21 protein-coding genes are annotated in these 22,730 nt (G+C 57.4%); 8 read left to right on the forward strand and 13 right to left on the reverse strand.

Going from position 1 to position 22,730, the window contains the following annotated elements; all coding sequences use genetic code 11:
* Positions 1-124: 124 nt before the first annotated feature.
* Positions 125-994, forward strand: coding sequence for an MDR efflux pump AcrAB transcriptional activator RobA (gene robA, locus ACMGG1_RS21135; RefSeq protein ID WP_020825135.1), 870 nt, complete (start codon positions 125-127; stop codon positions 992-994).
* Here robA and gpmB read toward each other — a convergent pair.
* On the reverse strand, positions 991-1,638 hold the full coding sequence (gene gpmB / locus ACMGG1_RS21140) for a 2,3-diphosphoglycerate-dependent phosphoglycerate mutase GpmB (RefSeq protein WP_020825134.1): 648 nt from the start codon (positions 1,636-1,638) through the stop codon (positions 991-993). The two genes, robA and gpmB, sit on opposite strands and share 4 nt — an antisense overlap.
* A gap of 111 nt (positions 1,639-1,749) precedes the next feature.
* Between gpmB and yjjX the strand changes: the two genes are divergently transcribed.
* Positions 1,750-2,289, forward strand: a complete 540-nt coding sequence (yjjX, locus tag ACMGG1_RS21145; RefSeq protein WP_020825133.1) for an inosine/xanthosine triphosphatase — start codon at positions 1,750-1,752, stop codon at positions 2,287-2,289.
* Positions 2,290-2,310: 21 nt separating this feature from the next.
* Here yjjX and trpR read toward each other — a convergent pair whose 3' ends face one another.
* A complete protein-coding gene (gene trpR / locus ACMGG1_RS21150; protein WP_020825132.1) occupies positions 2,311-2,640 on the reverse strand; it encodes a trp operon repressor in 330 nt (109 codons plus the stop codon).
* Between the two features lie 55 nt (positions 2,641-2,695).
* A complete protein-coding gene (gene sltY / locus ACMGG1_RS21155; protein ID WP_048762900.1) occupies positions 2,696-4,624 on the reverse strand; it encodes a murein transglycosylase in 1,929 nt (642 codons plus the stop codon).
* Between the two features lie 737 nt (positions 4,625-5,361).
* On the opposite strand from sltY, the gene ACMGG1_RS21160 reads away from it, so the two are divergent.
* The 4 genes from ACMGG1_RS21160 to ettA all read left to right on the forward strand — a co-directional run bounded on the left by ACMGG1_RS21160 (position 5,362) and on the right by ettA (position 9,561).
* Positions 5,362-5,976 carry a YfiR family protein gene (locus tag ACMGG1_RS21160; protein WP_130016158.1) on the forward strand — a complete coding sequence of 205 codons (615 nt, stop codon included), beginning with the start codon at positions 5,362-5,364 and terminating at the stop codon, positions 5,974-5,976.
* Positions 5,973-7,220, forward strand: a complete 1,248-nt coding sequence (locus ACMGG1_RS21165) for a diguanylate cyclase domain-containing protein (RefSeq protein WP_048762898.1) — start codon at positions 5,973-5,975, stop codon at positions 7,218-7,220. The genes ACMGG1_RS21160 and ACMGG1_RS21165 overlap by 4 nt, the downstream gene beginning before the upstream one ends.
* Positions 7,221-7,255: 35 nt before the next feature.
* Positions 7,256-7,753, forward strand: coding sequence for an OmpA family protein (locus ACMGG1_RS21170; RefSeq protein ID WP_020825128.1), 498 nt, complete (start codon positions 7,256-7,258; stop codon positions 7,751-7,753).
* A 140-nt stretch (positions 7,754-7,893) separates the two neighbouring features.
* A complete protein-coding gene (ettA, locus tag ACMGG1_RS21175) occupies positions 7,894-9,561 on the forward strand; it encodes an energy-dependent translational throttle protein EttA (RefSeq protein ID WP_041414175.1) in 1,668 nt (555 codons plus the stop codon).
* Positions 9,562-9,591: 30 nt separating this feature from the next.
* Here ettA and ACMGG1_RS21180 read toward each other — a convergent pair whose 3' ends face one another.
* A complete protein-coding gene (locus ACMGG1_RS21180; protein ID WP_020825126.1) occupies positions 9,592-10,503 on the reverse strand; it encodes a LysR family transcriptional regulator in 912 nt (303 codons plus the stop codon).
* Between the two features lie 98 nt (positions 10,504-10,601).
* On the opposite strand from ACMGG1_RS21180, the gene ACMGG1_RS21185 reads away from it, so the two are divergent.
* Complete coding sequence (locus ACMGG1_RS21185) at positions 10,602-11,603, forward strand: zinc-binding alcohol dehydrogenase family protein (protein WP_260629326.1); 1,002 nt, start codon at positions 10,602-10,604, stop codon at positions 11,601-11,603.
* A 33-nt stretch (positions 11,604-11,636) separates the two neighbouring features.
* Here ACMGG1_RS21185 and nadR read toward each other — a convergent pair whose 3' ends face one another.
* The 3 genes from nadR to serB all read right to left on the reverse strand — a co-directional run bounded on the left by nadR (position 11,637) and on the right by serB (position 15,378).
* Positions 11,637-12,893, reverse strand: a complete 1,257-nt coding sequence (gene nadR / locus ACMGG1_RS21190; protein ID WP_020825124.1) for a multifunctional transcriptional regulator/nicotinamide-nucleotide adenylyltransferase/ribosylnicotinamide kinase NadR — start codon at positions 12,891-12,893, stop codon at positions 11,637-11,639.
* Positions 12,894-12,949: 56 nt separating this feature from the next.
* On the reverse strand, positions 12,950-14,335 hold the full coding sequence (radA, locus tag ACMGG1_RS21195) for a DNA repair protein RadA (protein ID WP_020825123.1): 1,386 nt from the start codon (positions 14,333-14,335) through the stop codon (positions 12,950-12,952).
* Between the two features lie 65 nt (positions 14,336-14,400).
* Positions 14,401-15,378: a phosphoserine phosphatase gene (serB, locus tag ACMGG1_RS21200; RefSeq protein WP_020825122.1), complete on the reverse strand. Its 978-nt coding sequence runs from the start codon at positions 15,376-15,378 to the stop codon at positions 14,401-14,403.
* Between the two features lie 104 nt (positions 15,379-15,482).
* On the opposite strand from serB, the gene ACMGG1_RS21205 reads away from it, so the two are divergent.
* Complete coding sequence (locus ACMGG1_RS21205; protein ID WP_262255824.1) at positions 15,483-16,169, forward strand: YtjB family periplasmic protein; 687 nt, start codon at positions 15,483-15,485, stop codon at positions 16,167-16,169.
* Between the two features lie 111 nt (positions 16,170-16,280).
* On the opposite strand, the gene ACMGG1_RS21210 is transcribed toward ACMGG1_RS21205, so the two are convergent.
* From ACMGG1_RS21210 to ACMGG1_RS21235, 6 genes are all read right to left on the reverse strand, one after another.
* A complete protein-coding gene (locus ACMGG1_RS21210) occupies positions 16,281-16,487 on the reverse strand; it encodes a hypothetical protein (protein WP_262255825.1) in 207 nt (68 codons plus the stop codon).
* A gap of 139 nt (positions 16,488-16,626) precedes the next feature.
* A complete protein-coding gene (deoD, locus tag ACMGG1_RS21215; protein WP_020825118.1) occupies positions 16,627-17,358 on the reverse strand; it encodes a purine-nucleoside phosphorylase in 732 nt (243 codons plus the stop codon).
* Positions 17,359-17,469: 111 nt separating this feature from the next.
* On the reverse strand, positions 17,470-18,693 hold the full coding sequence (deoB, locus tag ACMGG1_RS21220; RefSeq protein WP_020825117.1) for a phosphopentomutase: 1,224 nt from the start codon (positions 18,691-18,693) through the stop codon (positions 17,470-17,472).
* A 69-nt stretch (positions 18,694-18,762) separates the two neighbouring features.
* Positions 18,763-20,085, reverse strand: a complete 1,323-nt coding sequence (gene deoA / locus ACMGG1_RS21225) for a thymidine phosphorylase (RefSeq protein ID WP_046374560.1) — start codon at positions 20,083-20,085, stop codon at positions 18,763-18,765.
* Between the two features lie 68 nt (positions 20,086-20,153).
* Entirely contained in the window at positions 20,154-20,933 is a 780-nt protein-coding gene (gene deoC / locus ACMGG1_RS21230; protein ID WP_142815995.1) for a deoxyribose-phosphate aldolase, read from the reverse strand.
* 366 nt (positions 20,934-21,299) lie between these two features.
* Positions 21,300-22,577: a NupC/NupG family nucleoside CNT transporter gene (locus ACMGG1_RS21235; protein ID WP_048762894.1), complete on the reverse strand. Its 1,278-nt coding sequence runs from the start codon at positions 22,575-22,577 to the stop codon at positions 21,300-21,302.
* Positions 22,578-22,730 lie beyond the last annotated feature (153 nt).

Consider the following 22,730-nt stretch of genomic DNA (forward strand, 5'->3'; position numbering starts at 1 on the left):
CAACCCGCTGCGAGAGGCAAAGAGTGCTACGCAAAATGGCTCATGGATTGGTCTGATAGCGCAAGCACCAGCGTGACGAATAAACAGTTCGGGTCCCGACCCTAAAGCTCTACGAGGAAGATCTATGGATCAAGCCGGTATCATTCGTGATCTGCTTAGCTGGCTGGAAAGCCATTTGGACCAACCCTTGTCGCTGGACAACGTGGCGGCAAAAGCGGGTTACTCAAAATGGCATCTACAACGGATGTTCAAAGATATTACCGGTAACGCCATCGGCGCTTATATCCGGGCAAGGAGATTATCCAAGGCTGCGGTGGCGCTGCGTTTAACCAGCCGCCCTATTCTGGATATCGCCTTACAGTATCGCTTCGACTCGCAGCAGACATTCACTCGCGCATTTAAAAAACAGTTTGCGCAAACGCCGGCATTGTATCGCCGCGCCGAAGACTGGAGCGCATTCGGCATCTGTCCGCCAATCCGCCTGGGCGCCTTTACCCTGCCGCAGCCAGAGTTTGTCACACTACCGGAACTGCACCTGATTGGCCTGACGCAAAGCTATTCGTGCACGCTGGAGCAAATTTCAAACTTCCGTACCGAGCTGCGTTCACAGTTTTGGCGCCAATACCTGGGCGAAGCGGAGACGCTGCCGCCGGTGCTGTATGGTCTTCATCATTCGCGTCCAAGCCAGGAAAAGGACGACGAGCAGGAAGTGCTGTACACCACGGCGCTGGAACCGCATCACGTTCCGAAGGAAATTCAGGCTGGGCAGCCGCTGACGCTGCAGGGTGGCGAGTATGCGATGTTCAGTTATGAAGGCCCAGCCTCTGGCCTGCAGGACTTTATTCTGACGCTGTACGGCACTTGTCTGCCGGCACTCAAACTCACGCGCCGCAAAGGGCACGACATTGAGCGCTTTTATCCCAAGGGTGACCGTCGGCCACCCCAACCGCCGACCGAGATCAACTGCGACTATTTGATCCCGATCCGCCGTTAACGTTGCAGTTCGTCGAGTGCGGGCATGTCCAGATGCGTGATATCGCCCGCCGTTTCGACAATCCAGCCGGAAGCCAGCCAAGGGCTCTGCTGATAGTCGACACGTGACAGCGAACAGTTGCGCAAACGCAGGCGACGTTCGGCATAGGCAGGTAACCCGAGCACGGTGCTGATCAAACAACCCAACGCGATACCGTGGCTCACGATCAGCGGTTTGCTCCCCTCCGGCAGCATCAGGCAGCTTTCCAGCGCCTCGCGCATCCGCCCACCCAGCTCGCTCATGGATTCACCTTGAGGGATACGGCCGTCAGCAGTACCATCGACCATCTGCTTGCGCCACTGCTCTTCCTGCGGCGTCAGGCTGTCGATCAGGCGTTCTTCCAGAACCCCCATGTGCAATTCGCGCAAACGTGGATCGTTTATCACCTCGCAACCGCAAGCTTCTGCGATGATTTGCGCGGTGCGTCGGGTACGCCCCAAATCGCTGGTAATCACGTGCGTGATGCCGAGCTTGCTGACGCGTTGGGCAACCAGATGAGCCTGATGTTCGCCGTGGGCGGTTAACGGGCTGTCGGACTGACCCTGGATACGGCGAGCCGCATTCCATTCCGTTTCGCCGTGGCGAACGAGGTATACCTGTAACATTTTGCTTTTCCGTTATACTGCGTGAAACCTGAGTTTATCTTCGTCACAGGCCGCTTGCGCAAGCGTCTGACGTATTGAATAGGCTCTTAGCTTAAGGATGCTAAACCCGTTATGTATCATGTTGTCGCTGCAACTACCAACCCGGCAAAGATTAAGGCTATTCAGTTGGCCTTTGAGGACACCTTTGGCGTAGACCAATGCCGCATTGAATCGGTCGACGTCGCCAGCGGTGTCTCACTACAACCCATCGGCAATCTCGAAACCCGTACCGGTGCACGCCAGCGCGTCATGGAAGCACGCCAGGTACGCCCGGAGGCCGACTTTTGGGTCGGCGTGGAAGCGGGTATCGAAGAGAATATGACCTTCGCCTGGATGACGGTGGAAAACCCGTATACCCGGGGCGAATCGCGTTCAGCCAGTCTGATGCTGCCGGAGACGATTTTACAGGGAATTCGCGCCGGTCGCGAATTGGGGACGGAAATGGCGACCATCACCGGCAATGCCGAAGTGAAGCGCCAGGGCGGCGCTATCGGTATCTTCACCGATGGGCGGTTGAGCCGCACCAGCGTTTACCATCAGGCTCTGCTGTTGGCACTGGTGCCCTTCCACAACCCGATCTACCAAAACCATAACAACGCGCCGCAAAAATAAGCGCATGCGGGCGTGGCGCGACTAAGGTGCCTCGCCCAGCAATTGCTGCTCCAGCCACTGCTTCAACGCCGGCGTCGCCGCCTTCAGGCTGTTCGAACCGCGAGTGATGGTGGCAATACCGGCCCCCAGCTCGTTCTTCAGCTCACGCTGGCTCATCTCACCGCGCATCAGTTCCTGAATAATCCGCACCCGCGTCCCCAAAGCCGTTCTTTCGTCCGGCGTCAGCAGCAGTTGCAGCAGGGGTTGATGCAGATCCTGGGCGAACGAATTCTGCAGCAGCGCGACAAAGCGCAGCCAATCCTCATTGCCTTGTTCTGAAAGAGCCGGGTCGTTAAGCGATAATTGCGTCATGGCAAGCCACCATACTATTTAACTAGTACAGCAGCATACCATAGCGCCGCAAAAATCAATAACGCCTCTGCCACTCGGCATCGGTCAGCACCTTGGCCGGACGATGCATGAGGTAGCGATAAAATGCGTCATAGGCCAGTACGTTCTTCACATAAGAACGGGTTTCCGAGAACGGGATGCTTTCGACGAACGCCACCGCATCTACCCGCCCTTCGCTGTTGCCCAACCAGGTATTTACCCGCGATGGACCGGCGTTGTAGGCCGCCGATGACAGAATACGGTTACGCCCAAACTGCTGGTACACATACTCCAGGTAGCTGGTACCGATGGTAATGTTAACCCGGGGATCAAGCAGCTGGCTTGGGCTTGAGTAGCCGGGAATATTATACATCTGCACCGTATGCTGCGCGGTACGCGGCATCACCTGCATCAGGCCGCTGGCCCCTACCGGTGACTGGGCTTTCGGGTTCCAGGCGCTCTCCTGACGGGCTATCGCCATGGCGTAGCTCGGCGTGATCCCCTTGTCATCGGTCGCGGCCCGGAACTCTTGCGGCCAGGCTACCGGGAAGCGCTCTTCAAGGTGATCCCACAGTTTGCCAACGATGGTTGCCTGCACGCTGAGATCGGCCCATTTTTGCTCGAACGCATAACGCGCCAGCGCTTCCTGTTCCGGACGACTGCGGCTGGACACAAACGAGGTCCACTCGCTGCGCGCCAGATTATCCATATTCCAGTACATCAGTTCGCGTACCCGGGCAATCTCCGGTCCGTCCACCAGCGAAGCGCGAGGTTTCGCCGCCACGGCCACCATTACCGGGTAAGGCTTATTCAGTTTCTGCGCCGCCACCATTGGATAGAAACCGCGTTCGTTCATCAGGCGACGCAGGATCTCTTCACCTTCACTGCGTTTGCCTTCGTCCAGCAGCAGGCTTGCACGCCAGTAACGCCACTCGTCTTTATTGCGAGACTCCGCTGGCAGGCGAGCCAGCCAGGTAGCCACCCCCTGGCGATCGCCATTGCCCAATGCCATACGCACACGACGTTCCAGCAGAGCCGGAGACTGACTGCGCAGGATCACCTTATCGCGCCATTGGGTTTGTTCGAAGGTGGCATCGCTACCCATCAGGCGCCAGGCCACCGCCTCTTCCAACCCCAACTGCTCGCTGTCGCTCATTTTCTGCAGGCGCACCAGCGTCGGGATCATTGCGCGAGCATTTTCTACATCCTGGCGCGCCAGGCGTTCAAAAGCGATGCCGGTCGCGGCACGGGTAAAATCTGTTGGCCCTACGCTACGGGCAAAGGATTCTACCGTGGCCGGATCGTTTTGCAGACGCACCAACGCATCGCCCATGGTTTGGTAATCTGACGGCAACTGACGGTACAAGCTGTTGACCAGGCCGCTGTTGCCCTCTTTCAACGCCAGCTTCATGCGCTCCAGTACCGCCGATGGTGTCTGTTTGCCGGAGCCCTTCCAGACGCTGAACAGCTTGTCACAGGAGCCCGGTAACGATTTACCGCTCATCCAAACGTCTTCAGCACCGCTCCAGGCCGCCTGTTGATCGCCGGTGGCCCATTTGGCGTAGTAGTAATTGCAACGCGCAGCTATAGGTTTAGGCGCCTGTGGGCTAAAGGCCAACAGAGTCCGCCAGTCTTCACGCCGTGCCAGCTCGTTAACAAAGCGCGGGGCCAATGATTTGGCCGGCGGCAGCGTCGGATGCTGTTTGATAAAATCGTTCACCTCGGAGAACCCGGCCTGACTGAGATCTTGCGTCAGCTCACGGTATTCCAGATAAGGGTATAGCGGGTAATCACGCAGCGTCGGCATCAATTGCGCCACGACGTCCATCTGCTTACTGTCCCACGCCTGTTTAATCTGCAGGTAACGCTGACGCTGGGCGTCCAGCGAGTCCGCCAATGCGGCGCCTGAGAATGCCGTCAGGCACAGGCCCACAGCCAAAAACCGCCACTTGTCTACCTTGACCATACTGACTCTTTCCTCGCTAATGCTGATGGTGTTGCCAGAGCCGATTCCCCCGTTGCCGCGCTACGCCAGCAGCCAACGGACAGTGAAACGGCTCTCCGAGTGTTTCGCGCTCTGTCGTGGGATATCGCTTCATCCGGCACGCCAGAACAAAAGGAGGCGCTGAGTGACTGGCTCAGCCATCTACCATAGACAGCGCGATCGCTTATCCATTCACTACTGTAGATGAAGTTTATCGTCACGAAGGGCTTCAGGTAAAAAAGGTTTACCCTCGCTGACAAATAAAATAAAGCCGGCGCCAAAGACAGCGTATTAATCATTAACCCGAGGTTAACACTGGAAACGAGCAGCTCATTTATTATTAATAAGCGCTGCCGACAATAAGATGAAGTCATCTGAAATAATTAGTCATGCAGGATATATTTCCTGGCCGACGACAACGCCGTTGCGCAAATGCCCCAAACCTCAGGCCGGGCGGGCTAACTTTGCAGAAAACGCCTGGCAAACCCTGACGGACGTTTTTATACTATTAAAAAAAGGTAAGATAATTCTGAGAAAACGGCACATAAAGCGCGCAACCGGGATATCTTATAATACAATCCGCGCCAATAATGGGTAGATAGTGTTCATCAGGCAGTGCGATTGACAGTTTTCAGTAAGGCAATTATCCCTTCGAGCGGGTCAGGCTTCTCATTGTTATGTTGCCGCATCGGTACTGCGGATCTGGGCAGGAATGGCAGATGAAGATGGCAAAAAATGCCGTGTGGCTAGCGACCTGCGCAAAAAATTCTCTTGCGAGTTTCATTTGCGCACGTCTGGACTACGGCCGCCTGTTATCGCTGGTGCTGCTCACCCTGATGGCCTTCCCGGGTTCAGCCCGCCCCGAAACCGGTGATCCTTATCAAAATCGCATCCATGCCGTCACCACCGTGGTGGTAGGCATTATCAGCTATGCCCGCTGGCCCAGCGAACCCAATCCGATCCGACTGTGTGTGACGGCACCCACCCAGTATGCCGAAGGCCTGTTCGATCCGATCCTGCTTAGTGCTCCGCGGCCCATTAAGGCCGAACGCGTATCCTTTGACAGTCCGCTGCTGAGCACCGGCTGCGATGTTATTTATTTGGGCAATGTTAACGCCGGTCAGAAGCAGAATTTTATACAGCGTATCAGCGGCCACTCCATTCTCAGCATCAGCGAAAACGATGTTGAATGCTCGGCCGGCAGCGCGTTCTGCCTGCAAATCGAAGGGGATACCGCGAGTTTTAAAGCCAATCTCGATGCGCTGGCACGTAGCGGCGTGCGCGTTCACCCCAACGTGTTGCAGTTGGCACGCAAACAGGCGCCCCCGCTATGAAGTGGTTGCGCAAGAACCGTTCGGGTCAGTCACGCCCTACGCTGGGCCGGGTACTGCAAAGAGTACACCTTGGGCTGGCGCTGATTGCCGTGGGTACTGCGGGGATCTTCCTGACCCTGGTGGCGCTGTTTGCACTGCGCGCCTATGCCAACCATAACCTGCATCTGATCGCGCGCTCCATCAGCTATACCGTTGAAGCCGCCGTGGTGTTCGAAGACCGTGCCGCCGCCCGCGAAGCCCTGGTGCTGATCGCCTCTAAAGAGGAAGTGTCGGAAGCCAGAATTCTGAACAACAACGGCAAAGTGCTTGCGACCTGGCACCATCCCAAGGATGGCCCACTGCACGGCATGGAGCAAGTCGTGGCGCACTGGGCGTTGCCACAACCGGTGATCCTGCCGATCACTCACGAAGGCAAAGAGGTCGGCAAAGTGTGGTTAAGTGGCCACGGCGGCAGCCTGCTGCGTTTTTTGCTACGCGGTATGGTAGGCATGATCGCCTGTCTGGTGCTCAGTACCCTGTGTGCGCTGGTACTGTCGCGCCGCATGTTGCAGGGGATCGTCCGCTCGCTGGACGATATCGCTAACGTGGCGCATGCGGTACGGCGCGATCGCGCCTTTGGGCTGCGGGTGCCTTCGGCACCGATTGCCGAACTGCATGAGCTGAGCAGCGACTTTAATGGCCTGCTTGACGAACTGGAAGCTTGGCAGGCGCACCTGAAACAGGAGAATGACTCGCTGACCCACCGGGCGACCCACGACAGCCTGACCGGCTTGCCAAACCGCGCTTTCTTCGAAGGCCGACTGAGTCGCGCGCTGGGAGACATCGAGTCACCCGAAAAACTGGCGGTGCTGTTTATCGACGGCGATCGCTTCAAGGAAGTTAACGACAGCTACGGCCACGCCGCCGGCGACGTAGTGCTGACCACCATTGCCGGGCGTATCCGCGCGCAGTTACGCGAGAGCGACCTGGTTGCACGTTTAGGAGGTGATGAGTTCGCCGTACTGTTGGCACCGGTCCACACTACGGAAGATGTACTGCAGATTGCCGATAACATTATCGACTGCATGACCCAACCGGTGATGTTACCGAACGGCGAAGAGGTCATTTCCTCTTTGAGTATCGGTATTGCACTTTACCCTGAACATGCGGTGACGCCTCAGGGGCTCTTGCACGAAGCTGACGATGCGATGTACCAGGCCAAGCATCGTTATAACGGAGGCTGGCGGCTGGCAATACAAAAATAAAGCCCCGGCTATAAAATAAAACTAGGGATTTGATTATGATACAGCAAACACTAAAAAACCGTTTTTCACTGCTGACGATGATGTTTATCGCCCTGCTGGCGCTCGCCGGCTGTCAGAGCAAGCCGCAGGGCCTGACGCCCGAGCAGATTGCCCTGTTGCAGTCGCAAGGGTTCAAACTGACGGATAACGGCTGGGAATTTGGCCTGTCCGACAAGGTGCTGTTCGGCAACAACGTGGGCAAGCTGAACCCGGAAAGCACCGACACGGTACAGAAAATGGGCCGTGCACTGATGAGCGTCGGCATCACCAAATTCCGTCTGGACGGTCACACGGATAATTACGGTGAAGACAGCTATAACGACCAGCTCTCGCTGCGCCGCGCCAATGCGGTGGCCGACCTGCTGGCCAGCGTAGGCATCCCACGCGCTAACATCGAAACTCGCGGCATGGGCAAACGCGACCCGGTCGCCGATAACCGCACCTCCAGCGGCCGGGCGGAAAACCGCCGCGTCGCGATCGTCGTCACTCCTTAAGCGACCAATATGCGCCTTCACGGGCGCATAACCGGTTATACTTAGCGATCGCTGAGTGATGTCTGGGATCCGCTTTCGAAACGGGCTACACTCCGCAGCCAGACATCCTATAAAAACTGATATAGAGAGGCTAGAGCACCGTGGCTCAATACGTCTATACCATGCACCGCGTCGGCAAAGTGGTTCCGCCGAAGCGTCATATTCTGAAAAACATCTCACTGAGCTTCTTCCCTGGCGCCAAAATCGGCGTGCTGGGTCTGAACGGCTCGGGTAAATCCACTCTGTTGCGCATCATGGCCGGCATCGACACCGATATCGAAGGTGAAGCTCGCCCGCAGCAAGGGATCAAAATCGGCTACCTGCCTCAGGAGCCGCAGCTGAATCTGGAGCACACCGTCCGCGAGTCGGTCGAAGAAGCGCTGGCGGAAGTGGTCGGTGCCCTGAAACGTCTTGATGAAGTGTACGCGCTGTACGCTGAAGAAGGCGCGGACTTCGACAAGCTGGCCGCTGAACAGGGCCGTCTGGAAGAAATCATTCAGGCCCATGATGGCCACAACCTGAATACCCAGCTTGAGCGCGCCGCCGATGCGTTGCGCCTGCCGGAATGGGACGCAAAAATCGCCAACCTGTCCGGTGGTGAACGTCGCCGTGTCGCGCTGTGCCGCCTGCTGCTGGAAAAACCGGACATGCTGCTGCTGGACGAACCGACCAACCACCTGGATGCAGAATCCGTGGCCTGGCTGGAACGCTTCCTGCACGACTTCGAAGGGACCGTTGTGGCGATCACCCACGACCGTTACTTCCTCGACAACGTGGCCGGCTGGATCCTCGAGCTGGACCGTGGCGAAGGCATCCCGTGGGAAGGCAACTACTCTTCCTGGCTGGAGCAGAAAGACGCACGTCTGGCGCAGGAAGCCTCTTCCGAAGCCGCACGCCGCAAATCCATCGAGAAAGAGCTGGAGTGGGTGCGTCAGGGCGCTAAAGGCCGTCAGTCCAAAGGCAAGGCACGTTTGGCCCGCTTTGAAGAGCTGAACAGCACCGAATACCAAAAGCGTAACGAAACCAACGAACTCTTTATTCCACCTGGCGCACGCCTGGGCGATAAAGTGGTTGAAGTCAGCAACCTGCGCAAGTCCTACGGCGACCGCGTGCTGATTGACGATCTCTCCTTCGCCGTGCCGAAGGGCGCGATTGTCGGCATTATCGGCCCGAACGGCGCCGGTAAATCCACGCTGTTCCGCATGATGTCCGGTCAGGAACAGCCTGATTCCGGCAGCATCGTGCTGGGTGACACCGTCAAGCTGGCGTCGGTCGATCAGTTCCGTGACAGCATGGACAATTCAAAAACCGTTTGGGAAGAAGTCTCCGGCGGCCAGGACATCATGCGTATCGGCAACACCGAAATGCCAAGCCGAGCTTACGTCGGTCGCTTTAACTTCAAAGGCGTCGATCAGGGCAAGCGCGTGGGCGAACTGTCCGGCGGTGAGCGCGGTCGTCTGCACCTGGCCAAGCTGCTGCAGGTTGGCGGCAACGTACTGCTGCTCGACGAACCGACCAACGACCTGGATATTGAAACCCTGCGCGCGCTGGAAAACGCCCTGTTGGAGTTCCCGGGCTGCGCGATGGTTATCTCGCACGACCGTTGGTTCCTCGACCGTATTGCTACCCACATTCTGGATTACCAGGATGAAGGTAATGTCGAGTTCTTCGAAGGTAACTTCACCGAATACGAAGAGTACAAGAAACGTACGCTGGGCGCCGAAGCGCTTGAGCCGCACCGTATCAAGTACAAGAGAATCGCCAAGTAATCCGAAAGGCGCCGCATGCGGCGCCTTTTTTTATTCCCGCGCCAGTTCGCGGGCATAATCGTCAAATACCGGGTGTTGCAACACCACGTCAATAAAACAGGCGAGCGCCGGGGAATTGAGCTTGCGACTGGGATAAACCAGATAGAGTTCATTGCCTTCCGCCTGCCATTCCGGCAACACCTCCACCAGCTGTTTTTGCGCCACTACCTCGCGGCTGAGAAATGCCGGCAACAAAGTAATACCCGCGCCGTAAATCGCACATTCGCGCGCGTACAGCAGATTATCGGTGATATGCAGCGTCGGCAGTTGCCAGCGAAAATACTCATCGCCCCGGCGCAGATTCCATGCGGGCCAGGAACGATGCGCGATGCAGCGGTGCTGCTGCAACTGTTGCGGATGCAGGATCGGCGGGTACTGCGCCAGATATGCCGACGATGCCAGCAAATAGCGCGGCGCATGCCCCAAACGCCGGCCAATCAGCGAGGAGTCCTGCGGTTTGCCGGTGCGTAATGCGGCGTCAAATCCGTCTTGCACCATATCCACCATCGCATCGGATACCGACACCTCCAGTGACACGTCCGGGTATTGGCGCTGAAAATCCGCCGCCAGCCGCGCCAGCAACGTCGCCCCCAGCCCGGCAGGGGTTGAGATGCGCAACCGACCACTCGGGTTGTCACGCAGCCGTTGCAGCGCAAAATCGGCGCGTTCGGCAGCATTCAGCATCTCCTGGCAGTGTTCCAGATAGCGTTCGCCGGCAAAGGTCAGGTTGAGCTGGCGGGTGGTACGGTTCAGCAAGCGCAGGCCCAGCGTCTGTTCCAACTGGCTGATGCGCTGGCTGACGCTGGACTTCGGCAAAGCGGCGCGTTTGGCGGCGGCGGTAAAACTGCCGCACTCGGCCACCAGCGCAAACAGCGCCATATCCTGCAGCTGCTTAAACCTCATTGTTCACCTCATACGAACACTTAGTTAGTTATTGTCCATCTTATCACTCCCTCTCAAGAGGTCTACACTGAGGTTATTCATTCGAAAGGAGCACAGTCATGCCGATTAAAGCCATTGCCGTAGACCCGAAAAACCCCGCCGCCTTCATAGAGATCAGCCCGGAAAAACCCACGCCGGGTCAGTACGATCTGTTGGTGGAAGTGAAAGCGGCGTCGGTCAACCCGGTGGATACCAAGGTCCATGCCGGCCTGCAAAAAAGCGGCCTGCAGCAGCCACGCATTCTCGGTTGGGACGCCAGCGGCGTCGTGGTTGAAGTGGGCAGCAGCGTCAGCGGCTTCAAACCCGGCGATGAGGTTTGGTACGCCGGTGATATCACTCGCCCGGGCAGCAACAGCACCCAACAATTGATCGATTCACGTATTACTGCTCACAAGCCTCGCAGCCTGAACTGGGCCGAGTCTGCCGCCATGCCGCTGACTGCACTGACTGCCTGGGAAGCACTGTTCGAACATCTGAAAATTCAGGATGCGGCACCGGGGAAAACTCTGTTGATCATCGGCGGCGCCGGTGGTGTTGGTTCGCTGGCGATCCCGTTTGCGGCACAGCGCAGTCAGGTGAAGGTGATTGCGACCGCCTCTCGTCCCGAGTCGGCGGCCTGGTGTCTGGAACGGGGTGCCGATCTGGTGGTGGACTATCGCGATCTGAAAGCTAACCTGGCGCAACAGGGCATTGAGAACGTGGATTATATTCTGTGCCTGAACGATACCGACGGCCACTGGCAAGCCATCTCCGATCTGATCGCGCCGATGGGCCATATCTGCACCATCGTGGAAAACGCCCAGCCGTTGGACCAGAGCGCACTGAAGCTGAAAAGCGCCGCGCTGCACTGGGAATTGATGTTTACCCGCAGTATGTTCAACACGCCGGATATCGCTCAGCAGGGCGAGATCCTCAAGCAAGTGGCGCAACTGCTGGATGAAGGGAAGCTGAGCACCACCCTGAGCGAAACGATGCACGGGCTAACGGTGCCGACGCTGACCGCCGCGCACCAAAAACTGCTCGACGGACATATGCAGGGAAAACTGGTGATTGTTTACTGATAACCGACGGGGCGCAGCCTGCGCCCCGCAGGCTTAGACTGCAACGCCAACCAGGCGGCTGGCATCGGCCGCCAGCAGCTGTTTGACCAGTTCTACGCAGCGCAGGAAGCGCTCGTCGTAATCGCTGGACTCTACGTGTACGTATTCAATGTTGTTGGCCCGCAGCATCTCTTCCAGCAAATACTGGAATGCCTTGCGATCGTTGGGATTGCCCAGGCTGCGCAACCCATCCGCCACCCATGGGGTATTATTCTCCAGCAGGATCACCAGATCAAAGCGGTACTCGTCGATCAACGCCTGTACAAAGGGGTGCTCGCGCCCTTCGTACTTTTTGCAGAACGCCTGAGTGGTCACGAAGTCGGTATCGATAAACGCCACTTTATTGGCGTATTTCACCGCAAAATCGACGTACTGCGCCTGGCCCAGGGCGATTTTGTCATAGTCGGAATACTGTAGCGCCATCTCATCCCCGCCGAGGTGCGAGAACACGTAGTCGCGGCCATATTCCCAGGCGCTGGTGGTGTTGAAGATGTTCGCCAGCTTATTGACCAGGGTCGATTTCCCGCTCGACTCACCGCCGAGGATAGCTACGGTGCGTACAAAAAACGGCTTCACTTCGGTCGGGATATAGTCCCAATAGCGGAACGGATCCTGGCGGATTTGGCGGCCGCTGATGTTCATAAATGAACGTTCGGGATCGATCAGAATGGTTTCAATGCCCAGATGTTCGCGATAGCGCGGAGCATCCTGTGCTTCACTGGAATAGATAAAGCTCGGCACTATGGCCTTTTGCTCCAGAAAAGCTTTCACCCCGTCACTCCACACGTTCCAGCCGTGCGGATAGGGCTCGATACCCTGTTCGTCAAACGAGTGAATATGAATGTTTTTCTGATACTTGAAGGTTTGCAGCAGCCAGCGCAGACGATCGCTGACCGTCGGCTGTTGCGACATCGAGCTGTTGTCGAACAGCTCCCGATCGCGCGGTTCATCGTGACACAGGATCACGTGCAACTCATCCACCTGGCTACAGGCTCGCTGGATCAGGTAAATATGACCGGTGTGCAGAGGGTAAAATTTACCAAACACCACGCCGACCTTTTTCTCACGGCGTGGGAACTCAAGCCCAAGGTAACGGTGCAGCGCCTCCAGCTTCTGGGCGCTCGGACTTTTGATTTTGTCGTTTAACAGCTGGCTAAGATAGCCTTTGGTCATGCCACTGGCATCCGCCACCTGCTGCAGAGTGCAGTTCTTTTGCTTAATCGACGCCTTCAGGTAATCGAATTGCCGCATAGCCCCTCCGTTTAGTATGCTAAACAAAATAGCATAATCTGCGTACCGCGTGGCAATTAATAAAACTGTTCCAACACGTCCAGCGCATCCGCCAGTTTCTTCACGCCAAACACCTGCATATTGGCCGGCGGTTTTTTCGGCACGTTAGCGTGCGGCACGATGGCACGCTTGAAGCCGTGTTTCGCCGCTTCGGAAATCCGTTCCTGACCGCTCGGTACCGGACGGATCTCCCCCGCCAGCCCCACTTCGCCAAACACCACCAAATCATTCGGCAATGGGCGGTCACGCAGGCTGGACACCAGCGACATCAGCAACGCCAAATCGGCGCTGGTTTCACTGACCTTCACCCCACCGACCACGTTAACGAACACGTCCTGATCGGACATCTGCAATCCGCCATGGCGATGCAGCACCGCCAACAGGATCGCCAATCGGTTTTGCTCCAGGCCGACCGCCACTCGCCGCGGGTTAGACATCATGGAATGATCCACCAGCGCCTGAATTTCCACCAACAACGGCCGCGTACCTTCCCAAACCACCATCACCGAACTGCCGGAGGTGACCTCATCACCACGGCTGAGGAAGATGGCAGACGGGTTGCTGACCTCACGCAGGCCCTGCTCGGTCATGGCGAACACGCCCAGCTCATTCACCGCACCAAAGCGGTTTTTATGGCTGCGCAGGGTACGAAAACGTGAATCGGCGTCGCCGTCCAGCAGCACCGAACAGTCGATGCAGTGTTCCAATACTTTCGGCCCGGCCAGGGAACCGTCTTTGGTGACGTGACCGACCATGACAATCGCCACGCCGCGCGTCTTGGCGAAACGCGTCAGATAAGCCGCCGTTTCACGTACCTGCGCAACGCTACCCGGCGAAGATTGAATATCCGCCATGTGCATCACCTGAATGGAGTCGATCACCATCAGCTTCGGCTGTTCCTGCTCGGCGATCAGGCAGATCTGTTCGATGCTGGTTTCCGACAGCATATTCAGGCCGCCGGTTGGCAAGCCGAGGCGATGGGCGCGCATCGCGACCTGCTGCAGTGATTCCTCACCGGTGACGTACAGGGTTTTCATCTGCTCGGACAGTTTGCACAGCACCTGCAGCAGCAAGGTACTTTTACCTGCGCCGGGGTTACCGCCGATCAGGATCGCACTGCCCGGAACCACCCCGCCGCCCAGCACGCGGTCAAACTCGAGGAAACCGGTGGAAAAACGCGGCAGCTCTTCCAGGCTGATGTCCGACAGCTTTTGTACCTTGCTGATACCGGCATCGCCGGCGTAGCCGCTCAGACGCTCGTTGCGAGAAGAGGAAGACACAGCAGCCAGACGCACTTCTGTAATGCTGTTCCAGGCGTGGCAAGCGCTGCACTGCCCCTGCCAGCGCGGATAATCTGCGCCGCACTCATTACATACAAACGCCCGTTTTGCTGCTTTTGCCACGTATTACCTCTGCTTTATTACCACATTGCCGCTGACGGGCGTCATCGCCGGGTCAGGGGCCTACTTTAGCGTACTTCGTGTTTCAGGCTGCCGGTCAACACGCACAGCACGCCCATAAGATCGGCATGGCGAATCGACACCTGCGCCTTCTCATACACTTTCGGTTTGGCGTGATAGGCAATGCCCAACCCGGCAACCTGCATCATTTTCAAATCGTTGGCGCCGTCGCCGATGGCGACAGTTTGCTGCGGTGGAATACCCAGTTTTTCCGCCAGCGCTACCAGCGTATCGGCTTTGAACTGCGCGTCCACCACCGGTCCCAGCACCTCGCCGGTCAACTTGCCGTCGCGGATCTCCAGCTCGTTAGCCACCACCGCCACCAGCTTCAGTCTGTCACGCAGATACTCGGCATAGTAGGTGAAGCCGCCGGAGGCAATCGCCACGTGCCAGTCCATCGCCTGCAGCTTGCGCACCAGGTTGGTCAGCCCGGACATCAGCGGCAGCTCGTCACGCACCTGCTTGAGGATATTGGCATCGGCGCCTTTCAGCGTACCGACGCGCTGACGCAGGCTGGCGGTAAAGTCCAGCTCGCCGCGCATCGCGCGTTCGGTCACTTCCGACACCTGCTCACCGACGCCCGCCAGTTTGGCAATCTCGTCGATGCATTCAATTTCAATCGCGGTGGAGTCCATATCCATCACCAGCAACCCGGGGGTGCGCAGGTGGGGGATCTTGCCCAGCGGCGCCACGTCCAGCCCGCTCTCCGCCGCCAGCGTTTTGGCGCGTGCCGTCAGCGTGCCCGCCAGACGCACCACCTGATAATCCTCTACGCACCAGGCAGTGACGATCACCATCGCCGCGCCCAGCTTGCGCTGGAAATCGGTAATGCGCGTTTTGTTCAGTTCTCTGCCATATAATAGCCAACCGGTATGACCCGCCCGATAATCCAGCGGCATCACTTCGTCACCGCTCAGCGAAAGGGGAAGACCCGGCCATTGAGAGATCTCAGCCGGGAGATCGCAATAGGTCAGACTATTCGACATCCTTAACTCCTGAAAAAACACTGCATGATAAAACGACGCATCAAGCTATCCTATCGCCATTGCTTCTGGCAACATAAAGTGTCCAAGATGCCCAAGGAACCTGCATGGCCCGCGCTAAACTGAAATTCCGCCTGCACCGCACCGCTATTATCCTGATTTGCCTGGCTTTGCTGGTGCTGTTGATGCAGGGCGCTTCCTATTTTAGCCTGAGTCACCAATTGGCGCGATCCGAACAGGTGGAAGAACTGGCGCAAACGCTGACCAAACAGGTGGCATCCAGCCTGGCCCCCCTGATGGATGACGACAGCGACGTCGACAACCAACGCATCGACGCCATCCTCAAACAGCTCACCGACCACAGCCGCATTTTGGACGCCAGCGTCTATCAGTTGGACGGCTCCCTGGTTTCCCACGCCGGTGAGCAGATAAGTATACGCGATCGCCTGTCGCTTGACGGTAAACGCGCCGGCAGCTACTTCAATCATCAGCTGGTTGAACCCATTGAGAACAAAGACGGGCCGATCGGCTTTATCCGCATCACGCTGGACACCCACGTGCTGGCGACCGAATCCAAACAGGTGGATAACACCACCAACCTGCTGCGCCTGATGATTTTGCTGGCGCTGGCCATCGGCATCATCCTGGCCCGTACGCTGTTGCAGCACCGCCGCAGCCGCTGGCAGCAGTCCCCGTACCTGTTAACCGCCAATACGCCGTTGGAGGAAGGCAATACGGTGGAAGATGACGATGACGAAAAGCCGGAAGATAAGAAAGAAGAGAAGATGCACTAGGCTTGCTTTAAGCCATGCGCTGGATGTGTTCATTCAACCCTTGAACCTGCATCAACATCTGGTCGGCAAGACTACGGAATGCCTCGCTGATCAACTCATGCTGTGCCCTGCTCATCCACCTGATAGAGCGGAAAATACGTCTCCCCCCACAACCCTGCGCAATGCATAGCGAGTGGCTCGGCCTTTACCCATAGCCAGTACCGCTTCCGCCAGTACACGGATACAGCGCGACAGCGTCGGTTGGCTGATACCCAGCGCATCGGTGAGTGCTTTCGACGCGGCGGGCCCCTTACGCAGAACTTGCTCGAGGCTGGTCATAGATGAATAGAGGAGTGAATAGATTGATGAATAGAGTAATAGCGCTAATTACCTATAAGGTAAAGCATTTCAAGAAAATGAGGGGAGCACGATGAATAGATTGGCTGGGGCGCAGCAGAACGCTGCGCCCGCAGTATGATTAGGCTTTGTCGCCCAGCAGCACAGATTCCAGCGCGATAATGATCATTTCATTAAAGGTGGTTTGACGCTCTGCAGCGGTGGTCGCTTCATGACGCAGAATGTGGTCGGAGACGGTACAAATGGTCAGTGCCTTGGAACCGAATTCTTCGAACAGCTCAGCCGCCACGCCGTAGATACCGGCCGCTTCCATTTCCACACCCAGGATGCCGTACTTCTTCATCACCTGGAACATATCCGGATCCGGCGTATAGAACAGATCAGCGGAGAAGATGTTGCCCACACGCGCCGGGATACCCTGCGCTGCTGCCGCGTCTACGGCATTACGCACCATATCGAAGTCGGCGATTGCCGCGTAGTCGTGATCCTTGAAACGCAGACGGTTTACTTTTGAATCGGTGCAAGCTCCCATACCAATCACCACGTCACGCAGTTTGATATCGTCACGCACCGCGCCGCAAGAACCCACACGGATGATTTTCTTCACGCCGAATTCGGCAATCAGTTCACGCGCATAGATGGAGCAGGATGGGATACCCATACCGTGGCCCATTACGGAGATTCTGCGGCCCTTGTAGGTACCGGTGAAGCCCAGCATGCCACGCACGTTGTTCACTTCCACCGCGCCTTCCAGGAAAGTTTCCGCGATGTATTTTGCACGCAGCGGATCGCCCGGCATCAGTACTACGTCAGCGAAATCACCCATTTCAGCATTAATGTGCGGCGTAGCCATAATTATCTTCCTTCAGAAATCATATTTAATAAAAACATCAAACATCTAAGCCTTGAATTTCGAGTTGCAGCCAGGCGCGTAGCAACAATGCTGCGGCTTGAAATACGGGGCTTAGAGCATGGATTTACCGTAATCCATCGGTGACACGCCAAAGTAGCTGGCTACTGTCTGGCCGATGTCGGCGAAGGTTTCACGGTGGCCCAACGAACCTGGTTTCACTTTCGGACCGTAAATCAGGACCGGAATATGCTCACGGGTGTGGTCGGTGCCCGGCCAGGTCGGGTCGCAGCCGTGGTCAGCGGTGAAGATAATGATATCTTCATCTTTCACCAGTTTCAGCAGCTCCGGCAGACGGCGGTCGAACAGCTCCAGCGCCGCAGCATAGCCCGCAACGTCGCGGCGGTGGCCGTAAGAGGAGTCAAAATCAACGAAGTTGGTGAACACGATGGTGTTGTCACCGGCTTTTTCCATTTCGGTCACGGTTGCGTCGAACAGCGCGTCGATGCCGGTAGCCTTGACCTTTTTGGTGATGCCCACGTTGGCGTAGATATCGGCAATTTTACCGATCGACACCACTTCGCCGCCCTTCTCGTCCACCAGCTTTTTCAGCACGGTTGGCGCCGGTGGCTCTACGGCCAGATCGTGACGGTTACCGGTACGCTGGAAGTTGCCCGGCTTGTCGCCCAGGAATGGACGAGCGATCACGCGGCCAATGTTGTAACCGCCTTCGGTCAGCTCTTCACGGGCGATTTCACAGAGTTCATACAGACGATCCAGGCCGAAGGTCTCTTCGTGGCAGGCGATCTGGAATACCGAGTCGGCAGAGGTGTAGAAAATCGGCTTGCCGGTTTTCATGTGCTCTTCGCCCAGTTGGTCGAGGATCACGGTGCCGGATGAGTGGCAGTTACCGAGGTAGCCCGGCAGGTTAGCGCGCTCGACCAGCTTGTCCAGCAGCTCCTGCGGGAAGCTGTTGTGTTCGTCGCTGAAATAGCCCCAATCGAACAGTACCGGCACGCCGGCGATTTCCCAGTGGCCTGACGGCGTATCTTTACCGGAAGAGAGTTCGCTGGCGTAAGCATAGGCGCCGATGATGTCCGCATTGCGATCCAACCCTTGCGGGAAGGTGCCGGTGGATTCTTCCGCGGCCTTGCCCAGGCCCAGACGGCTCAGGTTAGGCAGCGTCAACGGGCCCTGACGACCAACGTTGGCTTCACCGCGCGCGCAGACCTCGGCGATGTGACCCAGAGTGTCGGAACCCTTGTCGCCAAAACGCTCGGCATCTTCGCTCGCGCCAATACCGAATGAGTCTAATACCATAATAAATGTACGTTTCATCATGCTCTCCTGCGTGTTTTCACGCTGTGGGCGACAGCGAAAAGGCCGCTGCCGCTCCTGATTCGTTAATTATTCCGTGATGCGCTTATAGACTACTGGCGTCACTTCCGGCGCTTTGTCGCTCAGCACCATCGCACTGCGTACCGCTTCGGCCGCCTGCTGCCAAGTCTCTTCGTCGTTGGCATGGATCACCGCCAGCGGCTGCTGGGTATCCACTTTGTCACCCAGGCGCGCCATCTCAGTCAGGCCCACGCTGTAGTCGATGCTGTCGGTTGCACGGCGGCGACCGCCGCCCAGGGACACCACCGCCATGCCCAGTGCACGGGTATCCATTGCACTGATGATACCTTTTTTCTCAGCGTAAACCGGCTTGCTGAGGGTTGCGGCAGGCAGATAGCTGTCGTAGCGCTCGACGAAATCGGTCGGGCCCTGCTGTGCAGCGACCATACGGCCAAACACTTCTGCCGCTTTACCATTGTCCAGCACTGCCTGCAGTTTGGCACGCGCATCGGCATCATCTTTCGCCAGGCCACCGGAAAGTAGCATTTCCACGCACAGCGCCATCGTCACTTCCAGCAGGCGCGGGTTGCGGTATTCGCCGGTCAGGAAGCGCACGGCTTCGCGAACTTCCACGGCGTTACCGGCGCTGGAGGCCAGCACCTGGTTCATGTCGGTCAGCAGCGCGGTGGTTTTGCACCCGGCGCCGTTGGCCACGCCAACAATCGCCTGCGCCAAATCGGCCGACAGTGCGTAGGTTGGCATAAAGGCACCGGAACCGACTTTGACGTCCATCACCAACGCATCCAGGCCTTCCGCCAGCTTCTTCGCCAGAATAGAGGCGGTGATCAGCGGAATGGAATCTACGGTAGCAGTGATATCACGGGTCGCGTAGAAGCGTTTGTCCGCCGGTGCCAGCGAGCTGGTTTGGCCGATAATCGCCACGCCCACGTCCTGAATAATTTTGCGGAAGGCATTGTCGTCCGGGAAGATATTAAAGCCCGGGATCGCTTCCAGCTTGTCCAGCGTACCGCCGGTATGGCCCAAACCACGGCCTGAGATCATCGGCACATAGCCGCCGCAAGCCGCCACCATCGGGCCCAGCATCAGCGAAGTGACATCGCCCACGCCGCCGGTGGAGTGCTTGTCGACCAGTGGCCCGTTCAGTGACAGGCTTTTCCAGTCCAGCACGGTACCGGAATCACGCATTGCCATGGTCAGCGCCACGCGCTCCGGCATGGTCATATCGTGGAAATAAATGGTCATCGCCAGCGCGGCAATTTGACCTTCTGAAACGACGTTGTCACGGATACCATTGATGAAAAAGCGAATTTCTGCTTCGCTCAACGGCTGACCGTCACGTTTCTTACGGATAATTTCTTGGGCCAGGAACAAAGCGTCCCCCTGTTTTAGCTAGAGTAGAGTGCAGGCCGGCGATTATCTCGCCTTGCCGACGTAATCGTTCAGTAACCGCTGCCGGACTGCCCGGCACTGTGGCCCAGCGTCGTCAGCAGGCTGGCTAACAGACTGGAAGCCCCGAAGCGGAAATGACGCGCATCGGCCCAACCTTCGCCCAGAATACGATCGGCAAGTTGCAGATAATGCAGCGCGTCTTCCGCTGTGCGTACGCCACCGGCCGGCTTGAAGCCCACCGTTTTGGCAACGCCAAGATCGCGGATCACCGACATCATCAGCTCGGCGCTTTCGAGCGTCGCGTTGACCGGCACTTTACCGGTAGAGGTTTTGATAAAGTCAGCACCGGCGTTGATGGCGATTTCCGATGCTTTACGGATCAGGCTGGCCTGCTTGAGCTCACCGGTTTCAATGATCACTTTCAACAGCACGTTGGCGGCCTGGCAAGCCTGCTTGCACTGTTTGACCAGTTCATAACCCACCTGCTCGTTACCGGCGATCAGCGCGCGGTAAGGGAACACCACGTCCACCTCATCGGCACCATAGGCGATAGCCGCGCGCGTTTCCGCCAGCGCGATTTCAATATCGTCGTTGCCATGCGGGAAATTGGTGACGGTCGCAATGCGGATGTCCGGCGTCCCCTGCTCACGCAGAGCCTTGCGCGCCACCGGGATAAAACGCGGGTAAATACAGATGGCCGCCGTATGGCCGGCCGGGCTATTGGCCTGACGACACAGCGCGATCACTTTTTCATCGGTGTCATCGTCGTTCAGCGTGGTCAAATCCATTAAGGTCAGCGCACGTTGCGCTGCTGCGGTTAATTCGGTCATAAAACTCTCCAACTGAGTACCTGGGTGTTGGCGAGCGGACTTGGTTCCTTGAAGATAGCGCTGGGGAACGGGTTCCCACCGCGGCAACTGAGATCCTTCTCACCGCACATAACCCTTCGCATCGCGCAGGGTCAGTAATAGCTATTTGAACACGATCGCCGGGGGCAATTCGCGCTCAGAGTCACACTATATGAAATAACACTGTAACAGGCCGGAATTATATGTGAAGAACATCACAAAATAACGCGATATCGTTCACAAATTCGCTAAAGAAACGGACGCGGGCACGGCACGCTGCGCCCGTCTTAGAGTATAGGCGGTGTCCTGCAATAGGGCTCGCGGCGCTATCACAGGACAGGACCGGGGTTACAGCGCCAGGAAGAACCCGGCGATGGTCGCACTCATCAGGTTGGAGAGCGTACCCGCAGCCACGGCTTTCAGGCCGAAGCGCGCGATGTCATGACGACGGTTCGGCGCCATGCTGCCCAGACCGCCGAGCAGGATCGCCACCGACGACAGGTTGGCAAAGCCGCACAGCGCGAAGGAGATGATCGCCTTGGTATGCGCCGACAGCACCTGCAGCCCTTCTGCCGCCACCACGTCGTCCGGACGCAGGTAAGCACCGAAGTTCATGTAGGCGACGAATTCGTTAACGATAATCTTCTGGCCAATAAACGAGCCGGCCGCCATCGCTTCATGCCAAGGCACGCCGATCAGGAAGGCGATCGGTGAGAATACCCAGCCAAGTATCAGTTCCAGCGACAGCTGCGGATAATCGAACCAGCCGCCGACACCGCCAAGAATGCCGTTCAGCAAAGCGATCAACGCGATAAACGCCAACAGCATCGCGCCGACGTTCAGCGCCAGCTGCATGCCGGAAGCCGCACCTGAAGCAGCCGCATCGATCACGTTGGCCGGGCGTTCATCTTCTGCGATCAATTTCATCGCGTCGTCTTTATCGTGGGTTTTTTCGGTTTCCGGCACCATCAGCTTGGCGAACAGCAAGCCACCCGGTGCAGCCATAAATGAAGCGGCGATCAGATATTCCAGCGGCACCCCCATCTGGGCATAACCTGCCAATACGGAACCGGCTACCGAGGCCAGGCCACCGCACATCACGGTAAACAGCTCAGACTGGGTCATGGTAGCGATATACGGGCGCACCACCAGCGGGGCCTCGGTTTGGCCGACGAAAATATTAGCGGTCGCCGACAGTGATTCGGTCCGTGAGGTACCCAGCAGCTTTTGCAAGCCACCGCCCAACACGCGGATCACCAATTGCATGATACCGAGGTAATACAGTACCGCAATCAGCGAGGAGAAGAACACGATCACCGGCAGTACGCGCAGCGCGAACACAAAACCGCCGCCGCCGAAGACTTCAAACATCTTGTCGGAAACCAGGCCACCGAAGATGAAGGAGATCCCCTGGTTGCCGTAGGCGATCACGTTAGCCACGCCCGCCGACATGCCGCCGAGAATCGCGCGACCAACTGGAACGTACAGCACCAGCGCGCCGATGGCGACCTGAAGAACAAATGCCCAAATAACGGTGCGCAGGTTAATCGCGCGGCGGTTGCTGGAGAGCAGCACCGCAATGGCGATCAGCACCGCCATGCCGACCAGGCTCATGATGAGTTGCATGCAAAGTATCCCTGTTGCGAAAAAGAAATGCATCCCTGTCAGAGAGGAACACGGGGTTGCTTTAGAGTAATTTCGGGGAGCGATTATACGGAGCGAGGTACCCCTCGTACCGATTTATGTCACAAATGCATACAACAGGAAGCAAATGAAAAT

The organism is Serratia sp. BNK-12, from assembly GCF_047456085.1.
In the GTDB taxonomy this organism is placed as follows: Bacteria; Pseudomonadota; Gammaproteobacteria; order Enterobacterales; family Enterobacteriaceae; genus Serratia; species Serratia liquefaciens.

Bases quoted from the DNA above. Each gene is read 5' to 3' on its own strand.
- robA (WP_020825135.1), top strand. From the start codon at position 125: ATGGATCAAGCCGGTATCATTCGTGATCTGCTTAGCTGGCTGGAAAGC.
- gpmB (WP_020825134.1), bottom strand. From the start codon at position 1,638: ATGTTACAGGTATACCTCGTTCGCCACGGCGAAACGGAATGGAATGCG.
- yjjX (WP_020825133.1), top strand. From the start codon at position 1,750: ATGTATCATGTTGTCGCTGCAACTACCAACCCGGCAAAGATTAAGGCT.
- trpR (WP_020825132.1), bottom strand. From the start codon at position 2,640: ATGACGCAATTATCGCTTAACGACCCGGCTCTTTCAGAACAAGGCAAT.
- sltY (WP_048762900.1), bottom strand. From the start codon at position 4,624: ATGGTCAAGGTAGACAAGTGGCGGTTTTTGGCTGTGGGCCTGTGCCTG.
- ACMGG1_RS21160 (WP_130016158.1), top strand. From the start codon at position 5,362: ATGAAGATGGCAAAAAATGCCGTGTGGCTAGCGACCTGCGCAAAAAAT.
- ACMGG1_RS21165 (WP_048762898.1), top strand. From the start codon at position 5,973: ATGAAGTGGTTGCGCAAGAACCGTTCGGGTCAGTCACGCCCTACGCTG.
- ACMGG1_RS21170 (WP_020825128.1), top strand. From the start codon at position 7,256: ATGATACAGCAAACACTAAAAAACCGTTTTTCACTGCTGACGATGATG.
- ACMGG1_RS21180 (WP_020825126.1), bottom strand. From the start codon at position 10,503: ATGAGGTTTAAGCAGCTGCAGGATATGGCGCTGTTTGCGCTGGTGGCC.
- ACMGG1_RS21185 (WP_260629326.1), top strand. From the start codon at position 10,602: ATGCCGATTAAAGCCATTGCCGTAGACCCGAAAAACCCCGCCGCCTTC.
- nadR (WP_020825124.1), bottom strand. From the start codon at position 12,893: ATGCGGCAATTCGATTACCTGAAGGCGTCGATTAAGCAAAAGAACTGC.
- serB (WP_020825122.1), bottom strand. From the start codon at position 15,378: ATGTCGAATAGTCTGACCTATTGCGATCTCCCGGCTGAGATCTCTCAA.
- ACMGG1_RS21205 (WP_262255824.1), top strand. From the start codon at position 15,483: ATGGCCCGCGCTAAACTGAAATTCCGCCTGCACCGCACCGCTATTATC.
- ACMGG1_RS21210 (WP_262255825.1), bottom strand. From the start codon at position 16,487: ATGACCAGCCTCGAGCAAGTTCTGCGTAAGGGGCCCGCCGCGTCGAAA.
- deoD (WP_020825118.1), bottom strand. From the start codon at position 17,358: ATGGCTACGCCGCACATTAATGCTGAAATGGGTGATTTCGCTGACGTA.
- deoB (WP_020825117.1), bottom strand. From the start codon at position 18,693: ATGAAACGTACATTTATTATGGTATTAGACTCATTCGGTATTGGCGCG.
- deoC (WP_142815995.1), bottom strand. From the start codon at position 20,933: ATGACCGAATTAACCGCAGCAGCGCAACGTGCGCTGACCTTAATGGAT.
- ACMGG1_RS21235 (WP_048762894.1), bottom strand. From the start codon at position 22,577: ATGCAACTCATCATGAGCCTGGTCGGCATGGCGGTGCTGATCGCCATT.